At 46.0% G+C, this 15,586-nt stretch carries 16 protein-coding genes; all 16 read left to right on the top strand.

The window, feature by feature from the left end; translation table 11 throughout:
• The first annotated feature begins 14 nt into the window (after positions 1-14).
• The 16 genes from ACHBID_RS06160 (at position 15) to gyrB (ending at position 15,503) form a co-directional block, all read left to right on the top strand.
• Positions 15-1,376 (top strand): glycoside hydrolase family 32 protein, encoded by a 1,362-nt coding sequence (locus tag ACHBID_RS06160; RefSeq protein ID WP_394731862.1) that lies wholly within the window; start codon positions 15-17, stop codon positions 1,374-1,376.
• 132 nt (positions 1,377-1,508) lie between these two features.
• On the top strand, positions 1,509-2,537 hold the full coding sequence (locus tag ACHBID_RS06155) for a YeiH family protein (RefSeq protein WP_105111005.1): 1,029 nt from the start codon (positions 1,509-1,511) through the stop codon (positions 2,535-2,537).
• Positions 2,538-2,685: 148 nt separating this feature from the next.
• Entirely contained in the window at positions 2,686-3,561 is an 876-nt protein-coding gene (gene truB, locus ACHBID_RS06150; RefSeq protein ID WP_394731885.1) for a tRNA pseudouridine(55) synthase TruB, read from the top strand.
• 33 nt (positions 3,562-3,594) lie between these two features.
• Positions 3,595-4,518 (top strand): bifunctional riboflavin kinase/FAD synthetase, encoded by a 924-nt coding sequence (locus ACHBID_RS06145; protein WP_394731863.1) that lies wholly within the window; start codon positions 3,595-3,597, stop codon positions 4,516-4,518.
• On the top strand, positions 4,511-5,242 hold the full coding sequence (locus ACHBID_RS06140) for a potassium channel family protein (RefSeq protein ID WP_105110984.1): 732 nt from the start codon (positions 4,511-4,513) through the stop codon (positions 5,240-5,242). The genes ACHBID_RS06145 and ACHBID_RS06140 overlap by 8 nt, the downstream gene beginning before the upstream one ends.
• Before the next feature lie 79 nt (positions 5,243-5,321).
• Complete coding sequence (locus ACHBID_RS06135; protein ID WP_105110983.1) at positions 5,322-5,723, top strand: Spx/MgsR family RNA polymerase-binding regulatory protein; 402 nt, start codon at positions 5,322-5,324, stop codon at positions 5,721-5,723.
• A gap of 6 nt (positions 5,724-5,729) precedes the next feature.
• Positions 5,730-6,008, top strand: coding sequence for a UPF0223 family protein (locus ACHBID_RS06130; protein ID WP_105123232.1), 279 nt, complete (start codon positions 5,730-5,732; stop codon positions 6,006-6,008).
• Entirely contained in the window at positions 5,998-6,759 is a 762-nt protein-coding gene (locus ACHBID_RS06125; RefSeq protein WP_394731864.1) for an inositol monophosphatase family protein, read from the top strand. The genes ACHBID_RS06130 and ACHBID_RS06125 overlap by 11 nt, the downstream gene beginning before the upstream one ends.
• Entirely contained in the window at positions 6,756-8,057 is a 1,302-nt protein-coding gene (locus ACHBID_RS06120; protein ID WP_394731865.1) for an RsmF rRNA methyltransferase first C-terminal domain-containing protein, read from the top strand. The genes ACHBID_RS06125 and ACHBID_RS06120 overlap by 4 nt, the downstream gene beginning before the upstream one ends.
• 136 nt (positions 8,058-8,193) lie before the next feature.
• Positions 8,194-9,063, top strand: a complete 870-nt coding sequence (locus tag ACHBID_RS06115) for a phosphate ABC transporter substrate-binding protein PstS family protein (RefSeq protein WP_105110979.1) — start codon at positions 8,194-8,196, stop codon at positions 9,061-9,063.
• Between the two features lie 2 nt (positions 9,064-9,065).
• Positions 9,066-9,983 carry a phosphate ABC transporter permease subunit PstC gene (gene pstC, locus ACHBID_RS06110; protein ID WP_105110978.1) on the top strand — a complete coding sequence of 306 codons (918 nt, stop codon included), beginning with the start codon at positions 9,066-9,068 and terminating at the stop codon, positions 9,981-9,983.
• Positions 9,973-10,860 carry a phosphate ABC transporter permease PstA gene (gene pstA, locus ACHBID_RS06105; RefSeq protein ID WP_394731866.1) on the top strand — a complete coding sequence of 296 codons (888 nt, stop codon included), beginning with the start codon at positions 9,973-9,975 and terminating at the stop codon, positions 10,858-10,860. Before pstC ends, pstA begins: the two co-directional genes overlap by 11 nt.
• A gap of 24 nt (positions 10,861-10,884) precedes the next feature.
• Entirely contained in the window at positions 10,885-11,688 is an 804-nt protein-coding gene (gene pstB / locus ACHBID_RS06100; protein WP_105160662.1) for a phosphate ABC transporter ATP-binding protein PstB, read from the top strand.
• Between the two features lie 12 nt (positions 11,689-11,700).
• Positions 11,701-12,459, top strand: a complete 759-nt coding sequence (gene pstB, locus ACHBID_RS06095) for a phosphate ABC transporter ATP-binding protein PstB (RefSeq protein WP_105110975.1) — start codon at positions 11,701-11,703, stop codon at positions 12,457-12,459.
• 30 nt (positions 12,460-12,489) lie between these two features.
• Positions 12,490-13,146 carry a phosphate signaling complex protein PhoU gene (gene phoU, locus ACHBID_RS06090; RefSeq protein ID WP_105137174.1) on the top strand — a complete coding sequence of 219 codons (657 nt, stop codon included), beginning with the start codon at positions 12,490-12,492 and terminating at the stop codon, positions 13,144-13,146.
• A 404-nt stretch (positions 13,147-13,550) separates the two neighbouring features.
• Positions 13,551-15,503 (top strand): DNA topoisomerase (ATP-hydrolyzing) subunit B, encoded by a 1,953-nt coding sequence (gene gyrB / locus ACHBID_RS06085; protein WP_105110973.1) that lies wholly within the window; start codon positions 13,551-13,553, stop codon positions 15,501-15,503.
• Positions 15,504-15,586 lie beyond the last annotated feature (83 nt).

The following is a 15,586-nucleotide window of genomic DNA, read 5'->3' as shown; positions in this document are numbered from 1 at the left end:
AAAGGAGGCTGCCTGTGAAAACAGTAGTAGAAGCCAATCAATTTATTCAGACAGAAAAAGGAAAGGTCAATCCGGTTTTCAAACCGCAAGCCCATTTAACACCAGAAACAGGCTGGATGAATGACCCCAATGGGTTTATCTACTTCCGTGGAGAATACCATTTGTTCTACCAATTCAACCCTTACGAGAGTGTTTGGGGACCGATGCACTGGGGTCACGCAAAAAGTAAGGACTTGGTCAACTGGGAACCGCTTCCAGTTGCCCTAGCTCCTGATAAAGCTTACGATAAAGACGGCTGTTTCTCGGGCTCTGCTATTGTCAAAGATGATGTCCTCTGGCTCATGTATACTGGTCATATCAATAATGAAGACGGGACAGTTAGTCAAGTTCAGAACATGGCTTTCTCGACTGACGGTATTCACTTTGAAAAAATCGAGCAGAATCCAGTCGCAACAGCAGATGGACTGCCAGAAGAAGTCATTGCCAATGACTTCCGCGATCCGAAGATTTTTGAGAAAGATGGTCACTACTACTCTGTTGTCGCAACCAAGCACAAGGACAATGTCGGCTGTATCGTCTTACTAAGCTCTCCCAACCTGACCGATTGGAAATTTGAGTCTATCTTCTTGAAAGGTGAGGCCCACCAAGGCTTTGTATGGGAATGTCCTGACTACTTTGAAGTGGACGGTCAAGAGTACCTGATTATCTCTCCAATGCGTTACCAAAAAGACGGAAATGACTTTATCAATATCAACTCCAACATCTTTGTGACAGGTCATGTGGACTGGGATAAGAAGGTCTTTGTGGCAGATTCCTTTAAGGAAATTGACCACGGACATGACTTCTACGCAGCTCAGACTACCGAAGGTTCTGAAGGTGAACGTATCATGGTAGCCTGGATGCATACCTGGGGTCGCAAATTGGTGACCAATGACCTAGGCCACAAGTGGTACGGTCAGATGACCCTTCCACGCATTCTCAAGAAGACTGAAAACGGATTGCGCCAAGTTCTGCCAACAAGTGTCTTGGAAGCCTTCAGCGATATTGAAATTGGACAAAGTATCCAAGGTCCAAGCAAGCTCTCTCTTAGACTGGAAGACAGTTTGGAACTAAAACTTGGAAGCGACCAAGATTACCTGCAATTCGGCTACGATAAGGAAAGTCAAGAAGTCTATATTGACCGTAGTCACCTCAAAATCCAGCAAACTGGGGAAGAAGAGTGGCCAACGGTTCGCCGAGCAGTTACTGTCCAAGCAACAGACTTGTTGGTCTTGGTTGACACCAACTGTGTGGAAATCCTTGTCAACGACGGTCAAGAAACCTTGACATCGACTTTCTATATTGAGGGTGACTACCAAGTTACCGCTCTAGATTAACTGCCCCCTAAAATTCAAGACCTGCTTGTGCGGGTCTTTTCTAATGGGCCTGAGGTGTTTATCATCCCTTCCAGGCATTTTTTACAGAAAAAGAGTATAATGTTTGAAAAGTTTCCTTTGGGGGAGGTTAGGATGGAATTTAGGAGAAAAGCAGCTGGTATCGGTGTTTGTGCCATTATTGCCTTGGCCAGTCAGTGGCTGGGAAGTCAATTTCCGCTGGTTGGTGGAGCAGTCTTTGCCTTGATAATAGGACTGGTCTTAGCATTTTTTATCAAGGATAGCTATGTTTTGGATGCTGGATTGGCCTTTACATCTAAAAAAATATTGCAATATGCGGTTATTCTACTAGGGTTTGGTCTCAATCTGGGTGTCATCTGGGAGACTGGCAAGCAGTCCTTGCCTATTATCCTTGCGACAATTTCAACAGCCCTGCTAGTGGCCTATCTTGGGCACAAGTATTTTGCGATTGAAGCGCCGATTGCAATCCTGGTCGGAGTTGGTTCTTCGATTTGTGGGGGTTCTGCCATTGCAGCGACAGCGCCTGTTATCAAGGCCAAGGATGAAGAGGTTGCCCAAGCCATCTCGGTGATTTTTTTCTTTAATCTCTTGGCAGCACTGCTATTTCCCAGTTTAGGACAAATCCTGGGATTTTCCACCCAATCGGGTCAAGAATTTGGCTTGTTTGTAGGAACTGCCATCAATGATACCTCCTCTGTCACAGCGGCAGCAAGCACCTGGGATAATCTTTACCAGCTGGGAAGTCAGACCCTAGATACAGGTGTAACAGTCAAATTGACACGAACTCTGGCCATCATACCGATTACTCTTGTTCTGGCCATTCTGCAAGCCAAAAAAGCTCGGTCCAGCCAGTCAGATTTCTCGCTCAAAACGGTCTTTCCGACCTTTATCCTCTTTTTCCTTGGGGCCAGTCTTTTTACGACGATTTGGACTGGTCTGGGCTATTCTCAAGCAATTTTTGCGCCCATCAAGGATTTGTCTAAGTTCTTCATCACCATGGCCATGGCAGCGATTGGACTCAAGACAGACCTGCTTCATCTGCTCAGGACAGGTGGAAGAGCCATTCTGCTAGGGGCCAGCTGCTGGATTAGCATTACCTGCATCTCCCTCCTCTTGCAGTATCTGCTAGGGATGATTGGCTAGTCAGGAATTTATAAACCTGTATTTACAGTTCAACACCTTTAACTAAGGAAATTTTCTAAATGACATTTACTTGTAAATACAGCTTCTTAGAAAGTAAGCGAGGACTTGCTCACAAGAGCGGTCCTTTTATGGTATAATTAAATCTATGATTTCAGGAATTATCAATTTAAAAAAAGAGGCTGGCATGACCAGTCATGATGCGGTTTTCAAGCTCCGCAAGATCCTACAGGAAAAGAAAATTGGCCATGGCGGGACCCTGGACCCAGATGTGACAGGTGTTCTGCCCATTGCGGTTGGCAAGGCTACTCGCATGATTGAGTTCATGCAGGAGGAGGGCAAGGTCTACGAGGGCGAGATTACCATTGGCTACTCGACTACGACAGAAGATGCGTCCGGGGAAACTTTGGAGACGACGCCTGTTTTGGAAATAGCAGAGCAGGCAGTGGATGAGGCTATGGCTAGCTTTGTCGGTCGGATTACCCAGATTCCGCCTATGTACTCAGCTGTCAAGGTCAATGGCCGTAAGCTCTATGAATATGCACGAGCAGGAGAGCAGGTAGAGCGTCCCCAACGCCAGGTGGACATTTACAGCTTTGAACGCACTAGCCCTATTCAGCTGTCAGACGGCTGTGCCAGATTTACGTTCCGTGTCAAATGCGGCAAGGGAACCTATGTTCGGACCCTATCTGTGGACCTGGGTGCCAAGCTAGGCTATGCCAGCCACATGTCCAAATTGGAGCGGACTGGTTCAGCAGGCATGTGCCTGGATGACGCCCTGACCTTGGAGGAAATAGCGGCCTTGGTTGCTAGAGATGATTTCTCCTTCCTTCGCCCCATTGAGCAAGGCATTGGTGACCTGCCGATTGTGACCTTGAATGAGGAGCAGGTGGCAGATGCTGGCTTTGGCCGTTTTCTCCAATTGGATGCCAGTGCAGACCGAGTAGCTGGCTTATACGAGGACAAGTTGATTGCTGTTTTTGAAAAACGAGACGACCTCTACAAACCAAGCAAGGTTTTTGCCTAGTTTTCGTCCAAAAATATGATAAAATAAACTGTTATGGAAATTATAGAGATAAATGATTACAGGGATTTGAACCAGCAGGCGCCTACGGTGCTGGTTTTGGGTTATTTTGATGGGATTCACCTGGGCCACCAGGCACTCTTGCAGCGGGCCAGAAAAATTGCGGATCAAGAGGGGTTGACCGTGACGGTTTTGACCTTTCCTGAGTCACCCAAGCTGGCTTTTGCCCGCTTCTCGCCGGACTTACTCCTTCATTTGACCAGCCCGGAGCAACGCTACCAGCTCTTGGCAGACCATGGTGTAGAACGGCTATTTTTGACGCCCTTTACCAGTGAATTTGCCAGCAATCAGCCGGAGCAATTTGTAGAACGCTATATCAAGGGGCTCAAGGCTCAGGTCTTGGTGGCAGGTTTCGACTATCATTTTGGCAATTGCAGAGCAGATGTTACGGCTTTGGCAGAACTGTTTGATGGTCGGGTTGAGGTTGTGGAGGCAGTGACCATGGGCGGTGAAAAAATTTCTTCCACCCGCATTCGCCAAGCTATTAAAGAAGGGAATGTCACCCTTGCTAATCAATTGCTGGGCTACACCTTTACGACTCAAGGCCTGGTTGTTCACGGGGATGCTAGAGGTCGAACCATTGGCTATCCTACCGCTAATTTGGCTCCTTACGATAGAGTTCATCTACCGTCGGACGGTGTTTATGTAGCAGATGTAGAGGTCGGTGGCCGACGTTACCGAGCCATGACCAGCGTAGGGAAAAATGTCACCTTTGATGGGACTGAACTGCGGATTGAGGCCCATATTTTTGACTTTGAAGACTTTATCTACGGAGAAAGCATGACTATTTTCTGGTTGGAAAAAATTCGTGACATGATTAAGTTTGATGGCATTGAGGCTCTGATGGAGCAGATGAAGAGTGATGAAGCCTATTCACTCAACTGGGGGCAGCATGATTAAAAAATGGGTCCAACACCCTATTTATGAAAAGGTCATGACCTATCTGGCCCTGGCCTACGTTCTTTTGATTGTCTTGGAACTGCTGGATACCAGCCTTGTGTATAATTCTGGCTTTCAGACCTTGGATTGGTGCCTCTGGTTCATTTTTGTAGTGGACTATTTCGTTCAGCTTTATTATGCAGAAGATAATCTGCAATATATACAGGACCATATCTTGGAATTGATTGCCATTATTCCCTTCGATTCGGTCTTTCGTTTCCTGCAGATTGGTCGGCTGGCGCGGCTTTTTCGCCTGGTCAAGGTTGCCCGCATTTTTGCTCTGTCCAATCGTTTCTGGGACACGCTCAATAAGCTCCTCCACACCAATAGCCTGTCCAAGGTTCTGATGCTCAATGTATCAGCTGTCCTAGTGGCCAGTGGGGTCCTGTCTATCATCGAGAAGAAGTCCTTCTTTGATGCCCTCTGGTGGTCTATTGTAACCATGACAACGGTTGGTTACGGGGATATTGTTCCTACGGATACTATTTCAAAAATTATGGCCATCCTCCTGATGTTGATTGGCATCTGCACCTTCGGTATGGTGACCTCGACCATTACCCGCTTTTTTACCGACAATGAGCGCGAGACCAAGATGGATATTCTCCTTGCCAAAATCGAGGAACAAGGTCTGAAGATTCAGGAGCTGGAGAAAAAAATCGACATTTTGATTAAGAAAGAGGAATAAATCCAGGAATAGCCTTGAAAACGTTCTAAAGTTACGATATAATATAAGTGATTAGGAATGTAGAAGGGAGCTGAAACAGATGATTACCTTGTTTTTATCGCCAAGCTGTACTAGTTGTCGCAAGGCGCGTACATGGTTGACCAATCATGAAGTCCCTTTTATTGAGCACAATATTATGACCAGTCCGCTGACTGCTGTCGAGCTTAAGCAAATTTTAGCCTTGACAGAAAATGGAACGGATGACCTCATTTCGACACGTTCTAAGGTTTTTCAAAAGTTGAATGTGGATGTCGATGACCTGTCCATTGGTCAATTGATTGAATTGATAGAAACCTATCCGAGTCTCTTGCGTCGTCCCATTATCTTGGATGAAAAGCGGATGCAGATTGGGTTTAACGAAGATGAAATCCGTGCCTTCCTTCCTAGAAAATACCGTAAACAAGAATTAAAAAATGCTACATTGCGAGCAGAAATAGGATAAATTGATATGAACAAAAATTATTCATATCCACTTGATTTTTCGTGGAGCACAGAGGAGATTTCCTCCGTGCTTTCTTTTTTGAATCAGGTGGAGCTGGCCTATGAAAAGGGAGCTGATGCAGGACAGGTTTTGACAGCCTACCGTGCCTTCAAGGAAGTGGTTCCCAGTAAGGCCCAAGAAAAGCAAATTGACCGTGATTTTGAGGATGTTTCTGGCTACTCTAGCTACCGTGTAGTCAAGGCTGCCCAAGAAAGGCAGAAGGGGGTGGTCAGACTTGGACGCTAAATACCAGTTTGCCCTGACGATTGTCAAGGAAGCCGGGGACTTTCTCCTGGAACATCTGGAAGACCAGTTGGAAATCACTGCAAAGACTAATCCCCAGGACTTGGTAACCCATGTGGATATGGCTATCCAGGAGCGTCTCAGTCAGGCTATTTTATCGCATTATTCTGACGACCATATCTTTGGTGAAGAAGGTGGCGATGTTTCCAGCATTGATACTGGTCATGTCTGGGTCATCGACCCTATTGATGGGACCACGAATTTTATCGCGCAGAAGGCGGATTTTGCCATTATGCTGGCTTATTTTGAAGAAGGAAAAGGGATTTTTGCGGTCATTTACGATCTCATGAATGATGAGATTTTGCATGGTGGTGCTAACTATCCTGTCAAGCTCAATGACCAACTCTTGCCTGCTCCCCAGAAGAAGGATTTTGCCTACAGTTTGCTGGGGCTCAATGCCAAGATTTATGCAGAAAATGCCTATGGTTTGCGGGATTTGGCCCAGCAAACCCTGGGGACGCGATCGGTAGGAAGTGCTGGGATTGGCTTTTTACAGGTTTTGAAGGGTCGTCTTCTGGCCTACGCTTCCTATATTTACCCCTGGGATTATGCGGCAGCAGCCATACTTGGTCAGGCCCTTGGGTTCAGTCTCCTGAGTTTGGAAAATGACCAGCCACTTTACCAGGGACGGGAGTATGTTCTCTTGGTGGCCGACGCCAATGTTGAAGAAGTAAAAAGGTATCTGACATCATGAATTTACCACAAGATTTTATTGATAAATATAGTGAATTGCTTGGACCAGAAGCCCAAGCATTTTTTGAGAGTTTTGACCAGCCAGCTGTTTCAGGGTTTCGTACCAATCCGCTTAAAGAGGCCCAGATGGAATTTGTGGATGCCATTCCGGACATGCCCTGGTCTTACTATGGCAAAGTTTCAGGAAAATCCCCTGAGCACGTGACAGGTCTGGTCTATTCCCAGGAACCGGCCGCTCAGATTGTCGGTCAAGTAGCTGCGCCTGCAAAAGGGATGAAAGTCCTGGACTTGGCGGCAGCCCCAGGAGGCAAGTCGACCCACCTGCTTTCCTATCTGGATAATACTGGCCTCTTGGTCAGTAACGAAATATCGACCAAGCGTTCCAAGATTTTAGCTGAAAATATTGAACGGTTTGGTGCCAGAAATGTTATCGTGACCAATGAATCGGCCGACCGTTTGGCAAAGGTTTTCCCTTCCTATTTCGATATGATTGTTCTGGATGCCCCCTGCTCAGGTGAGGGTATGTTCCGCAAGGATTCGGATGCCATTCAGTACTGGTCAGCAGACTACCCGGCCCAATGTGCGGCTCTACAGAGAGAAATCTTGGAGTCTGCAATAGAGATGCTGGCTCCCCAGGGACAACTGATTTATTCAACCTGCACCTGGTCGCCTGAGGAAAACGAAGAAATTGTAGCCTGGTTAGTAGAAGAATTTCATCTAGAGTTGGTGGATATTCCTAAAATAAATGGAATGGTGGAGGGCATTGGCTATCCTGAGACGGCTCGTATGTATCCGCACCATTTCAAGGGGGAAGGGCAGTTTGTGGCCAAGTTCCGCTATGTCGGTCAGGGAAGAAGCAAGAAAGTCAAGTCTGGCAAGTCCAATCTCAACCGGGAACAAAGCCAGCTCTGGAAGGAGTTTGCGGAACAGCAGTTGCGGGTTCAGTTGGACGGTCTCCTGCAGGTCTTTGGCGACAATCTCTATCTCTTGCCTGCCGGTCTGCCAGACTTATCCAAGGTTAAGATTGCCCGAAATGGTCTTCATCTGGGCATTTTCAAGAAGAAACGTTTTGAGCCAAGTTTTGCCCTTGGTCTTGCCCTGAACAGCCATGAGGTGAAAAAACGAGTGGATATTGGCTTGGATGATTTCACCGCCTATGTGGCTGGTCAGCCTCTTGAAGTGTCCAAGGATTTGCCTAATGGTTGGTATCAGGTAGCGGTTGTTGGAAATGGTCTGGGATTTGCAAAAATTGTCAATGGGACCTTGAAAAACAGCTTTCCCAAAGGCCTTCGTTTTTAAGAGATGCAAGCAGATTATTTTTGCAACTTGCACGGTTATATGTTATAGTGGAATGGTGGAAAAATCTTGTAAATTCTATGTAAAAAATACATAAAATAGAGGAGATTCCACTGAAAAATGTAAAGGAAAAAACGACATGAAAAAAAAGCATAAGCTAGGTATTGCAGCTTTATTTTTAGTTTCTAGTTTGGCCCTTTCTGCTTGCTCGTCATGGATTGATCGTGGAGAATCCATTACAGCAGTAGGGTCGACAGCCCTCCAACCCCTGGTTGAGGCGGCAGCGGATGAATTTGGCTCTGTCAACATCGGTAAGTCTGTCAATGTCCAAGGTGGTGGTTCGGGTACTGGTTTGTCACAGGTTCAGTCAGGAGCTGTCCAAATTGGTAACTCAGACGTATTTGCTGAGGAGAAAGATGGGATTGATGCCAGCCAGCTGGTGGACCATCAGGTAGCAGTTGCAGGTCTAGCGGTCATTGTCAACGAAGAGGTGACAGTAGACGACATCTCGACAGAGGACTTGCGTAAAATCTTCACTGGTGAGATTACCAACTGGAAGGAGCTAGGTGGTAAAGACCTTCCAATTTCCATTATCAACCGTGCAGCAAGTTCGGGTTCTCGTGCGACCTTTGACGGCATCATCATGCAAGGTGAAAAAGCCATTCAAAGTCAGGAACAGGATTCAAACGGGATGGTTAAGTCCATTGTAGCTCAAACGCCAGGAGCGATTTCTTATTTGGCCTTTGCCTATCTAGATGAGTCAATTCATACCATTAAATTGAACGGGTTTGAACCGACGGCTGAAAATGTAGCGACCAACGACTGGCCAATCTGGGCTTACGAGCATATGTACACCAAGGGCGAGCCTGAAGGTTTGACCAAGGAATTCTTGGACTACATGTATTCAGAAGAAGTCCAAGAAGGTATCGTTGTCAGCATGGGCTATATTTCTATGAATGCCATGAAAGTTGAAAAGACAGCTGATGGCGTGGTCACAGAGAAGGAGTAGAAATGAAAAATCAACAACTTGAAAAAGAATTGTCAACCCCTTCCAAGAACTCTCGTTTAGAGAAATTTGGTCAAATTTTGACCTTCCTTTGCTTGAGCTTGATTGTCTTCATTGTTGCCATGATTTTGATTTTCGTGGCCCAACGCGGACTTTCGACCTTCTTTGTGGATGGCATTAGCATTGTAGATTTCTTGTTCGGTGACAAGTGGGAACCGGCATCCAAAACTTTTGGTGCCCTACCAATGATTTCTGGTTCCTTTATCGTTACCATCCTGTCAGCAGTGATTGCAACGCCGATTGCTATCGGAGCAGCAGTCTTTATGACAGAGATTTCACCAAAACGTGGTGCTAAGGTTCTCCAGCCAGTTATCGAATTGCTGGTCGGTATTCCATCAGTAGTTTATGGTTTCATCGGTTTGCAGGTGGTGGTACCCTTTGTCCGATCCATCTTTGGCGGGACAGGTTTTGGTATCTTGTCAGGTGTATTTGTACTCTTCGTCATGATTTTGCCAACGGTAACCTTTATGACAGTGGACAGCTTGAAGGCCGTTCCTCGTCACTACCGTGAGGCAAGTTTGGCCATGGGTGCGACGCGTTGGCAGACTATCTGGCGCGTTATTCTGAACGCAGCTAAACCAGGTATTTTCACAGCTGTTATCTTCGGTATGGCCCGTGCATTTGGTGAGGCCTTGGCTATTCAGATGGTGGTGGGTAACTCAGCTGTTATCCCAACGTCCTTGACAACACCTGCTGCGACCCTGACCTCTGTCTTGACCATGGGTATCGGTAACACGGTAATGGGAACGGTCCAGAACAACGTCCTCTGGTCACTGGCCCTTGTCTTGCTCTTGATGAGCTTGGTCTTCAATATGATTATGAAATTTATTACGAGAGAGGGTAAGAAAAACTATGCACGCTAAGAAAATGGATAAACTGGCGACTGGTATTCTTTACTCTATCGCCACAGTTATCGTCGTTATTTTGACAGCCCTTATCCTCTTTATCCTATTAAGAGGGTTGCCTCATGTAGACTGGCATTTCTTGACCAGCAAGTCATCTTCCTATAAAGCAGGTGGTGGTGTTGGTATCCAACTCTACAATTCCTTCTTCCTCTTGGTTGTAACGCTTTTGATTTCAGTTCCTCTGTCAACTGGTGCTGGTATCTACCTAGCGGAATATGCTAAGAAAGGTCCGTTGATCAACTTTATCCGTACCTGTATTGAAATCTTGTCCTCTCTGCCATCGGTAGTCGTTGGTTTGTTTGGTTACTTGATTTTCGTTGTCCAGTTTGAATATGGTTTCTCTATCATCTCAGGTGCCTTGGCCCTGACTGTATTCAACCTGCCACAGATGACCCGTAACGTTGAGGATAGCCTGCGCCACGTTCACCATACACAACGTGAGGCCGGTTTGGCCCTTGGGTTGTCACGCTGGGAAACTGTTCTACACGTGGTCATTCCTGAGGCTTTGCCAGGTATTGTTACTGGTATTGTCCTTGCATCCGGTCGTATCTTCGGTGAAGCAGCAGCTCTGATTTATACCGCTGGTCAATCAGCTCCGGCTCTTGATTGGTCCAACTGGAACCCGCTCAGCGTTACCAGCCCGATTTCGATTTTCCGTCAGTCAGAAACCCTAGCGGTTCATATCTGGAAGGTCAACAGTGAGGGAACGATTCCTGATGCAACACAAGTATCTGCAGGTTCTGCAGCAATCCTCTTGGTATTTATCTTGATTTTCAACCTTTCTGCCCGTTATATCGGTAAGAAACTTCATGCGAAAATGACTTCTGCAGCATAAGCAGTCGACTTATAAGGAGAAAAAATGGCAGAATATAACTGGAATGAACGCCATATCATTACCTTCCCAGAAGAAAAAATTGCCCTTTCGACAAAGGATGTACATGTTTACTACGGTAAAAATGAGGCTATCAAGGGCATTGATATGCAGTTCGAGAAAAATAAAATCACAGCCTTGATTGGTCCGTCAGGTTGTGGGAAATCGACTTACCTTCGCAGTCTCAATCGGATGAATGATACCATTGATATTGCCAAGGTAACCGGCCAAATCCTCTATGAAGGAATTGACATTAACAAGTCAAACATGAACGTTTACGAAATCCGTAAGTACATCGGTATGGTTTTCCAACGTCCCAACCCATTTGCTAAGTCCATCTACAAGAACATTACCTTTGCCCATGAGCGTGCAGGTGTCAAGGACAAGCAAGTCTTGGATGAAATCGTGGAAACCTCGCTCAAGCAAGCAGCCCTCTGGGACCAGGTCAAAGACGATTTGCACAAGTCAGCCTTTACCTTGTCAGGTGGTCAGCAGCAACGCCTCTGTATCGCGCGTGCTATCTCTGTAAAACCACAGATTTTGCTTATGGATGAGCCAGCTTCAGCCCTGGACCCAATTGCGACGATGCAGTTGGAAGAAACCATGTTTGAACTCAAGAAGAATTATACGATTATCATCGTGACTCACAACATGCAACAAGCAGCCCGGGCCAGCGATTATACAGCCTTCTTCTACCTGGGTGATTTGATTGAGTATGATAAGACATCAAACGTCTTCCAAAATGCCAAACTCAAGTCAACCAGCGACTACGTTTCAGGACACTTCGGATAGAAAGGAGACACCATGACAACACCTATTTTACAAGTAAAAGATTTGTCTGTTTACTACAATAAGAAAAAGGCTTTGAACAGTGTCTCTATTGATTTCTACCCAAATGAGATTACAGCCTTGATTGGTCCTTCAGGTTCTGGTAAATCAACGCTTTTGCGGTCTATCAACCGTATGGGCGATTTGAACCCAGAAGTAACCTTGACAGGAGCTATTGATTACAACGGCAAGAATATTTATAGTCCACGCACAGATACTGTTGACTTGCGCAAGGAAATCGGGATGGTCTTTCAGCAACCCAACCCATTCCCAATGACCATTTATGAGAATGTTGTCTATGGTCTTCGTATCAATGGTATCAAGGATAAGGCCGTCTTGGATGAGGCAGTAGAACGTTCGCTCAAAGGTGCTTCTATCTGGGATGAGGTCAAGGATCGTCTCCATGACTCGGCCTTGGGTTTGTCAGGTGGTCAGCAGCAACGTGTTTGTGTGGCCCGTGTATTGGCAACCAGTCCTAAGATTATTTTGATGGATGAGCCTACCTCGGCCCTTGACCCGATTTCGGCTGGTAAGATCGAAGATACGCTCTATGGCTTGAAAGAAAAGTACACCATGGTTCTGGTTACCCGCTCTATGCAGCAGGCGTCCCGTATCTCAGACCGTACTGGTTTCTTCTTGGATGGCGACTTGATTGAGTACAATAAAACCAAGGAAATGTTCTTGAATCCAGCTCATAAGGAAACCGAAGACTATATTACTGGTAAATTCGGTTAATCTTCATTTAGATATAGAAAAGAGATATATATGTTAAGAGCACAATTTGAAGAAGAATTAGGAAAATTGCATAATCAATTCTATGCCATGGGGAACGAAGTACAGGCGCAAATCAACAATGCAGTCCGTGCCTTTACAACTCATGACCGTGAATTGGCTAAGGAAGTCATCGAGGCAGATAGCAAAATCAATGAATTTGAAGTCAAACTTGAGAAAAAGTCACTTGAAATCATTGCCTTGCAACAGCCTGTATCAACAGACTTGCGCCGTGTTATCACTGTCTTGAAGGCCACCAGCGACTTGGAGCGTATGGGAGACCATGCTGTTTCTATCGCCAAGGCGACTATCCGCATGAAGGGTGAAGTTCGTATCCAGATTGTTGAAGATGAAATCAAGAAGATGGGTAAAGAAGTCCGTAATCTGGTAGAAGCGGCACTGGATCTCTACTTGAACGCATCAGAAATCGAAACAGCCTACGAAGTGGCAGCTCGTGATGAAATCATCAATAATTTCTACGCGACAATCCAGGAATTGACCACTGAAGAAATCAAGAAAAATCCGGACGCTTTGATTGCCGGACGTGATTACTTCCAAGTCTTGACCTACCTGGAGCGTGTAGGGGATTACGCGAAAAATATCTGTGAGTGGATGGTCTATCTCCGCACAGGTGATATCACAGAATTGTAAGAATAGCATAAACTATTGAAGTCTTTAGCATCCGTCTAGAGGCTTTTTTCTTGGGTTCAGTGTCTTGATTGTTGGGGTGAGAGTTAGGGTCTGCTTCTCAGGGGAATTGTCTGCTTTTAGTAGGAATTGGCGCTAAAATATGGTATAATGAAGGGTATTCGTTAGAATGTTTTAATACTCTTCGAAAATCAAAAATATCCGTCGTCAAGTGCCTTGGTGAGTGAAAAGCTCCGGGGGAGGTTTTCAGCCTGTCACCTTGAAACGAGAGAACGACAGAGTTCTACCTTCGGCGTTTTTGAGGCGAACAAGTTCGCTCTATTTCCAGCCTTCAACTGTTCCCCAAACAGTTGAAGCTAGGCTAGATTGATTTTCATTGAGTATAACTAGAAAAATAAGGGATGAACATGACAGAAGAAATCAAAGATTTACAAGAAAAAGCCCAGGAATATGATGCCAGTCAAATTCAGGTCCTAGAGGGACTGGAGGCTGTTCGCATGCGTCCGGGTATGTATATCGGGTCTACTTCTAAAGAAGGCCTCCACCACCTGGTTTGGGAAATCGTCGACAACTCGATTGACGAGGCACTGGCAGGCTTTGCCAGCAAGATTGAAGTCTTTATTGAGCCAGATAATTCGATTACGGTTGTTGACAATGGCCGTGGTATCCCGGTTGATATTCAGGAAAAAACAGGTCGTCCGGCCGTTGAGACAGTCTTTACCGTTCTCCACGCCGGTGGTAAATTTGGCGGTGGTGGTTACAAGGTGTCAGGTGGTTTGCACGGTGTAGGTTCATCGGTCGTCAATGCCCTGTCTACCCAGCTGGATGTCCATGTCTATAAAAATGGTCAGGTATATTATCAAGAATACCGTCGTGGTGAAGTGGTAGATGATTTGAAGGTCATTGGTGAGACAGACCGCAATGGTACTACCGTTCACTTTATTCCAGACCCAGAAATCTTCACGGAAACGACCGAGTTTGACTTTGCTAAGCTCAATAAACGTATCCAGGAATTGGCCTTCCTCAACCGTGGTTTGCAGTTGACCATCAGCGATAAGCGTGAGGGGCAGGAGCAGACCAAGGAGTACCACTATGAAGGTGGGATTGCTTCTTATGTTGAGTACCTTAATGAAAACAAGGATGTCATCTTTGAGACGCCGATTTACACAGACGGTGAGATGGATGACATCACCGTCGAAGTGGCCATGCAGTACACGACCAGCTACCATGAAAATGTGGTCAGCTTTGCCAACAATATCCATACCCATGAAGGCGGTACCCATGAGCAAGGTTTCCGTACGGCCCTGACTCGTGTTATCAATGACTATGCTAAGAAAAATAAAATCCTCAAGGAAAATGAGGACAATCTGACTGGTGAGGATGTTCGTGAGGGTCTGACCGCCGTTATCTCTGTCAAGCACCCTGGACCGCAGTTTGAAGGTCAGACCAAGACCAAGCTGGGCAACAGCGAAGTTGTTAAAATCACCAACCGTCTCTTCTCAGACGCCTTTGCGGAGTTTCTTTTGGAAAATCCACAGATTGCCCGTCGAATTGTAGAAAAAGGCATTCTGGCCAGCAAGGCTCGTATTGCTGCCAAGCGGGCGCGTGAAGTCACCCGTAAGAAGTCAGGTTTGGAGATTTCCAACCTGCCTGGTAAATTGGCTGATTGTTCGTCAAATGACGCGACTAAGACAGAGCTCTTTATCGTCGAAGGGGATTCGGCTGGTGGTTCGGCTAAATCCGGTCGTGACCGTGAGTTCCAGGCCATTCTGCCTATCCGTGGTAAGATTTTGAACGTGGAAAAGGCCAGCATGGATAAAATCCTGGCTAACGAAGAGATCCGTAGTCTCTTTACAGCTATGGGGACTGGTTTTGGGGCAGATTTTGATGTTGAGAAAGCACGCTACCAAAAATTGGTCATCATGACCGATGCCGATGTCGACGGAGCTCATATCCGAACCCTTCTCTTGACCCTCTTTTACCGTTACATGCGTCCGATTGTCGAAGCGGGTTACGTCTATATTGCCCAGCCACCAATCTATGGTGTCAAGGTCGGAAGTGAGATTAAGGAATACATCCAACCAGGAGCCAATCAAGAACAAGAACTCCAGGCAGCCTTAGAAAGACATAGTACAGGACGTTCCAAGCCAACCATTCAGCGGTACAAAGGTTTGGGAGAAATGGACGATCACCAGCTCTGGGAAACAACCATGAATCCTGAAAATCGTCTTATGGCACAAGTTTCAGTAGATGATGCTGCTGAGGCAGATAAAATCTTTGATATGTTGATGGGAGACAAGGTTGAACCCCGTCGCGAGTTTATCGAGGAAAATGCGGTTTACTCAACATTGGATATTTAGAACATATTCACTGAAAAAAATTGTGCACTAGCTAGCAATATATGGTATAATAAGGCGATATATTCTAGTAAATTACCATACTA

Source organism: Streptococcus sp. A25 (genome assembly GCF_043674095.1).
In the GTDB taxonomy this organism is placed as follows: Bacteria; Bacillota; Bacilli; order Lactobacillales; family Streptococcaceae; genus Streptococcus; species Streptococcus suis_V.
This window is presented reverse-complemented; position numbering and strand designations above follow the sequence as displayed.

Coding starts and splice junctions, on each gene's coding strand:
- pstB (WP_105110975.1), top strand. CDS start 11,701: ATGACAACACCTATTTTACAAGTAAAAGATTTGTCTGTTTACTACAAT.
- ACHBID_RS06135 (WP_105110983.1), top strand. CDS start 5,322: ATGATTACCTTGTTTTTATCGCCAAGCTGTACTAGTTGTCGCAAGGCG.
- gyrB (WP_105110973.1), top strand. CDS start 13,551: ATGACAGAAGAAATCAAAGATTTACAAGAAAAAGCCCAGGAATATGAT.
- ACHBID_RS06155 (WP_105111005.1), top strand. CDS start 1,509: ATGGAATTTAGGAGAAAAGCAGCTGGTATCGGTGTTTGTGCCATTATT.
- ACHBID_RS06115 (WP_105110979.1), top strand. CDS start 8,194: ATGAAAAAAAAGCATAAGCTAGGTATTGCAGCTTTATTTTTAGTTTCT.
- ACHBID_RS06120 (WP_394731865.1), top strand. CDS start 6,756: ATGAATTTACCACAAGATTTTATTGATAAATATAGTGAATTGCTTGGA.
- ACHBID_RS06145 (WP_394731863.1), top strand. CDS start 3,595: ATGGAAATTATAGAGATAAATGATTACAGGGATTTGAACCAGCAGGCG.
- phoU (WP_105137174.1), top strand. CDS start 12,490: ATGTTAAGAGCACAATTTGAAGAAGAATTAGGAAAATTGCATAATCAA.
- pstA (WP_394731866.1), top strand. CDS start 9,973: ATGCACGCTAAGAAAATGGATAAACTGGCGACTGGTATTCTTTACTCT.
- ACHBID_RS06130 (WP_105123232.1), top strand. CDS start 5,730: ATGAACAAAAATTATTCATATCCACTTGATTTTTCGTGGAGCACAGAG.
- ACHBID_RS06140 (WP_105110984.1), top strand. CDS start 4,511: ATGATTAAAAAATGGGTCCAACACCCTATTTATGAAAAGGTCATGACC.
- pstB (WP_105160662.1), top strand. CDS start 10,885: ATGGCAGAATATAACTGGAATGAACGCCATATCATTACCTTCCCAGAA.
- pstC (WP_105110978.1), top strand. CDS start 9,066: ATGAAAAATCAACAACTTGAAAAAGAATTGTCAACCCCTTCCAAGAAC.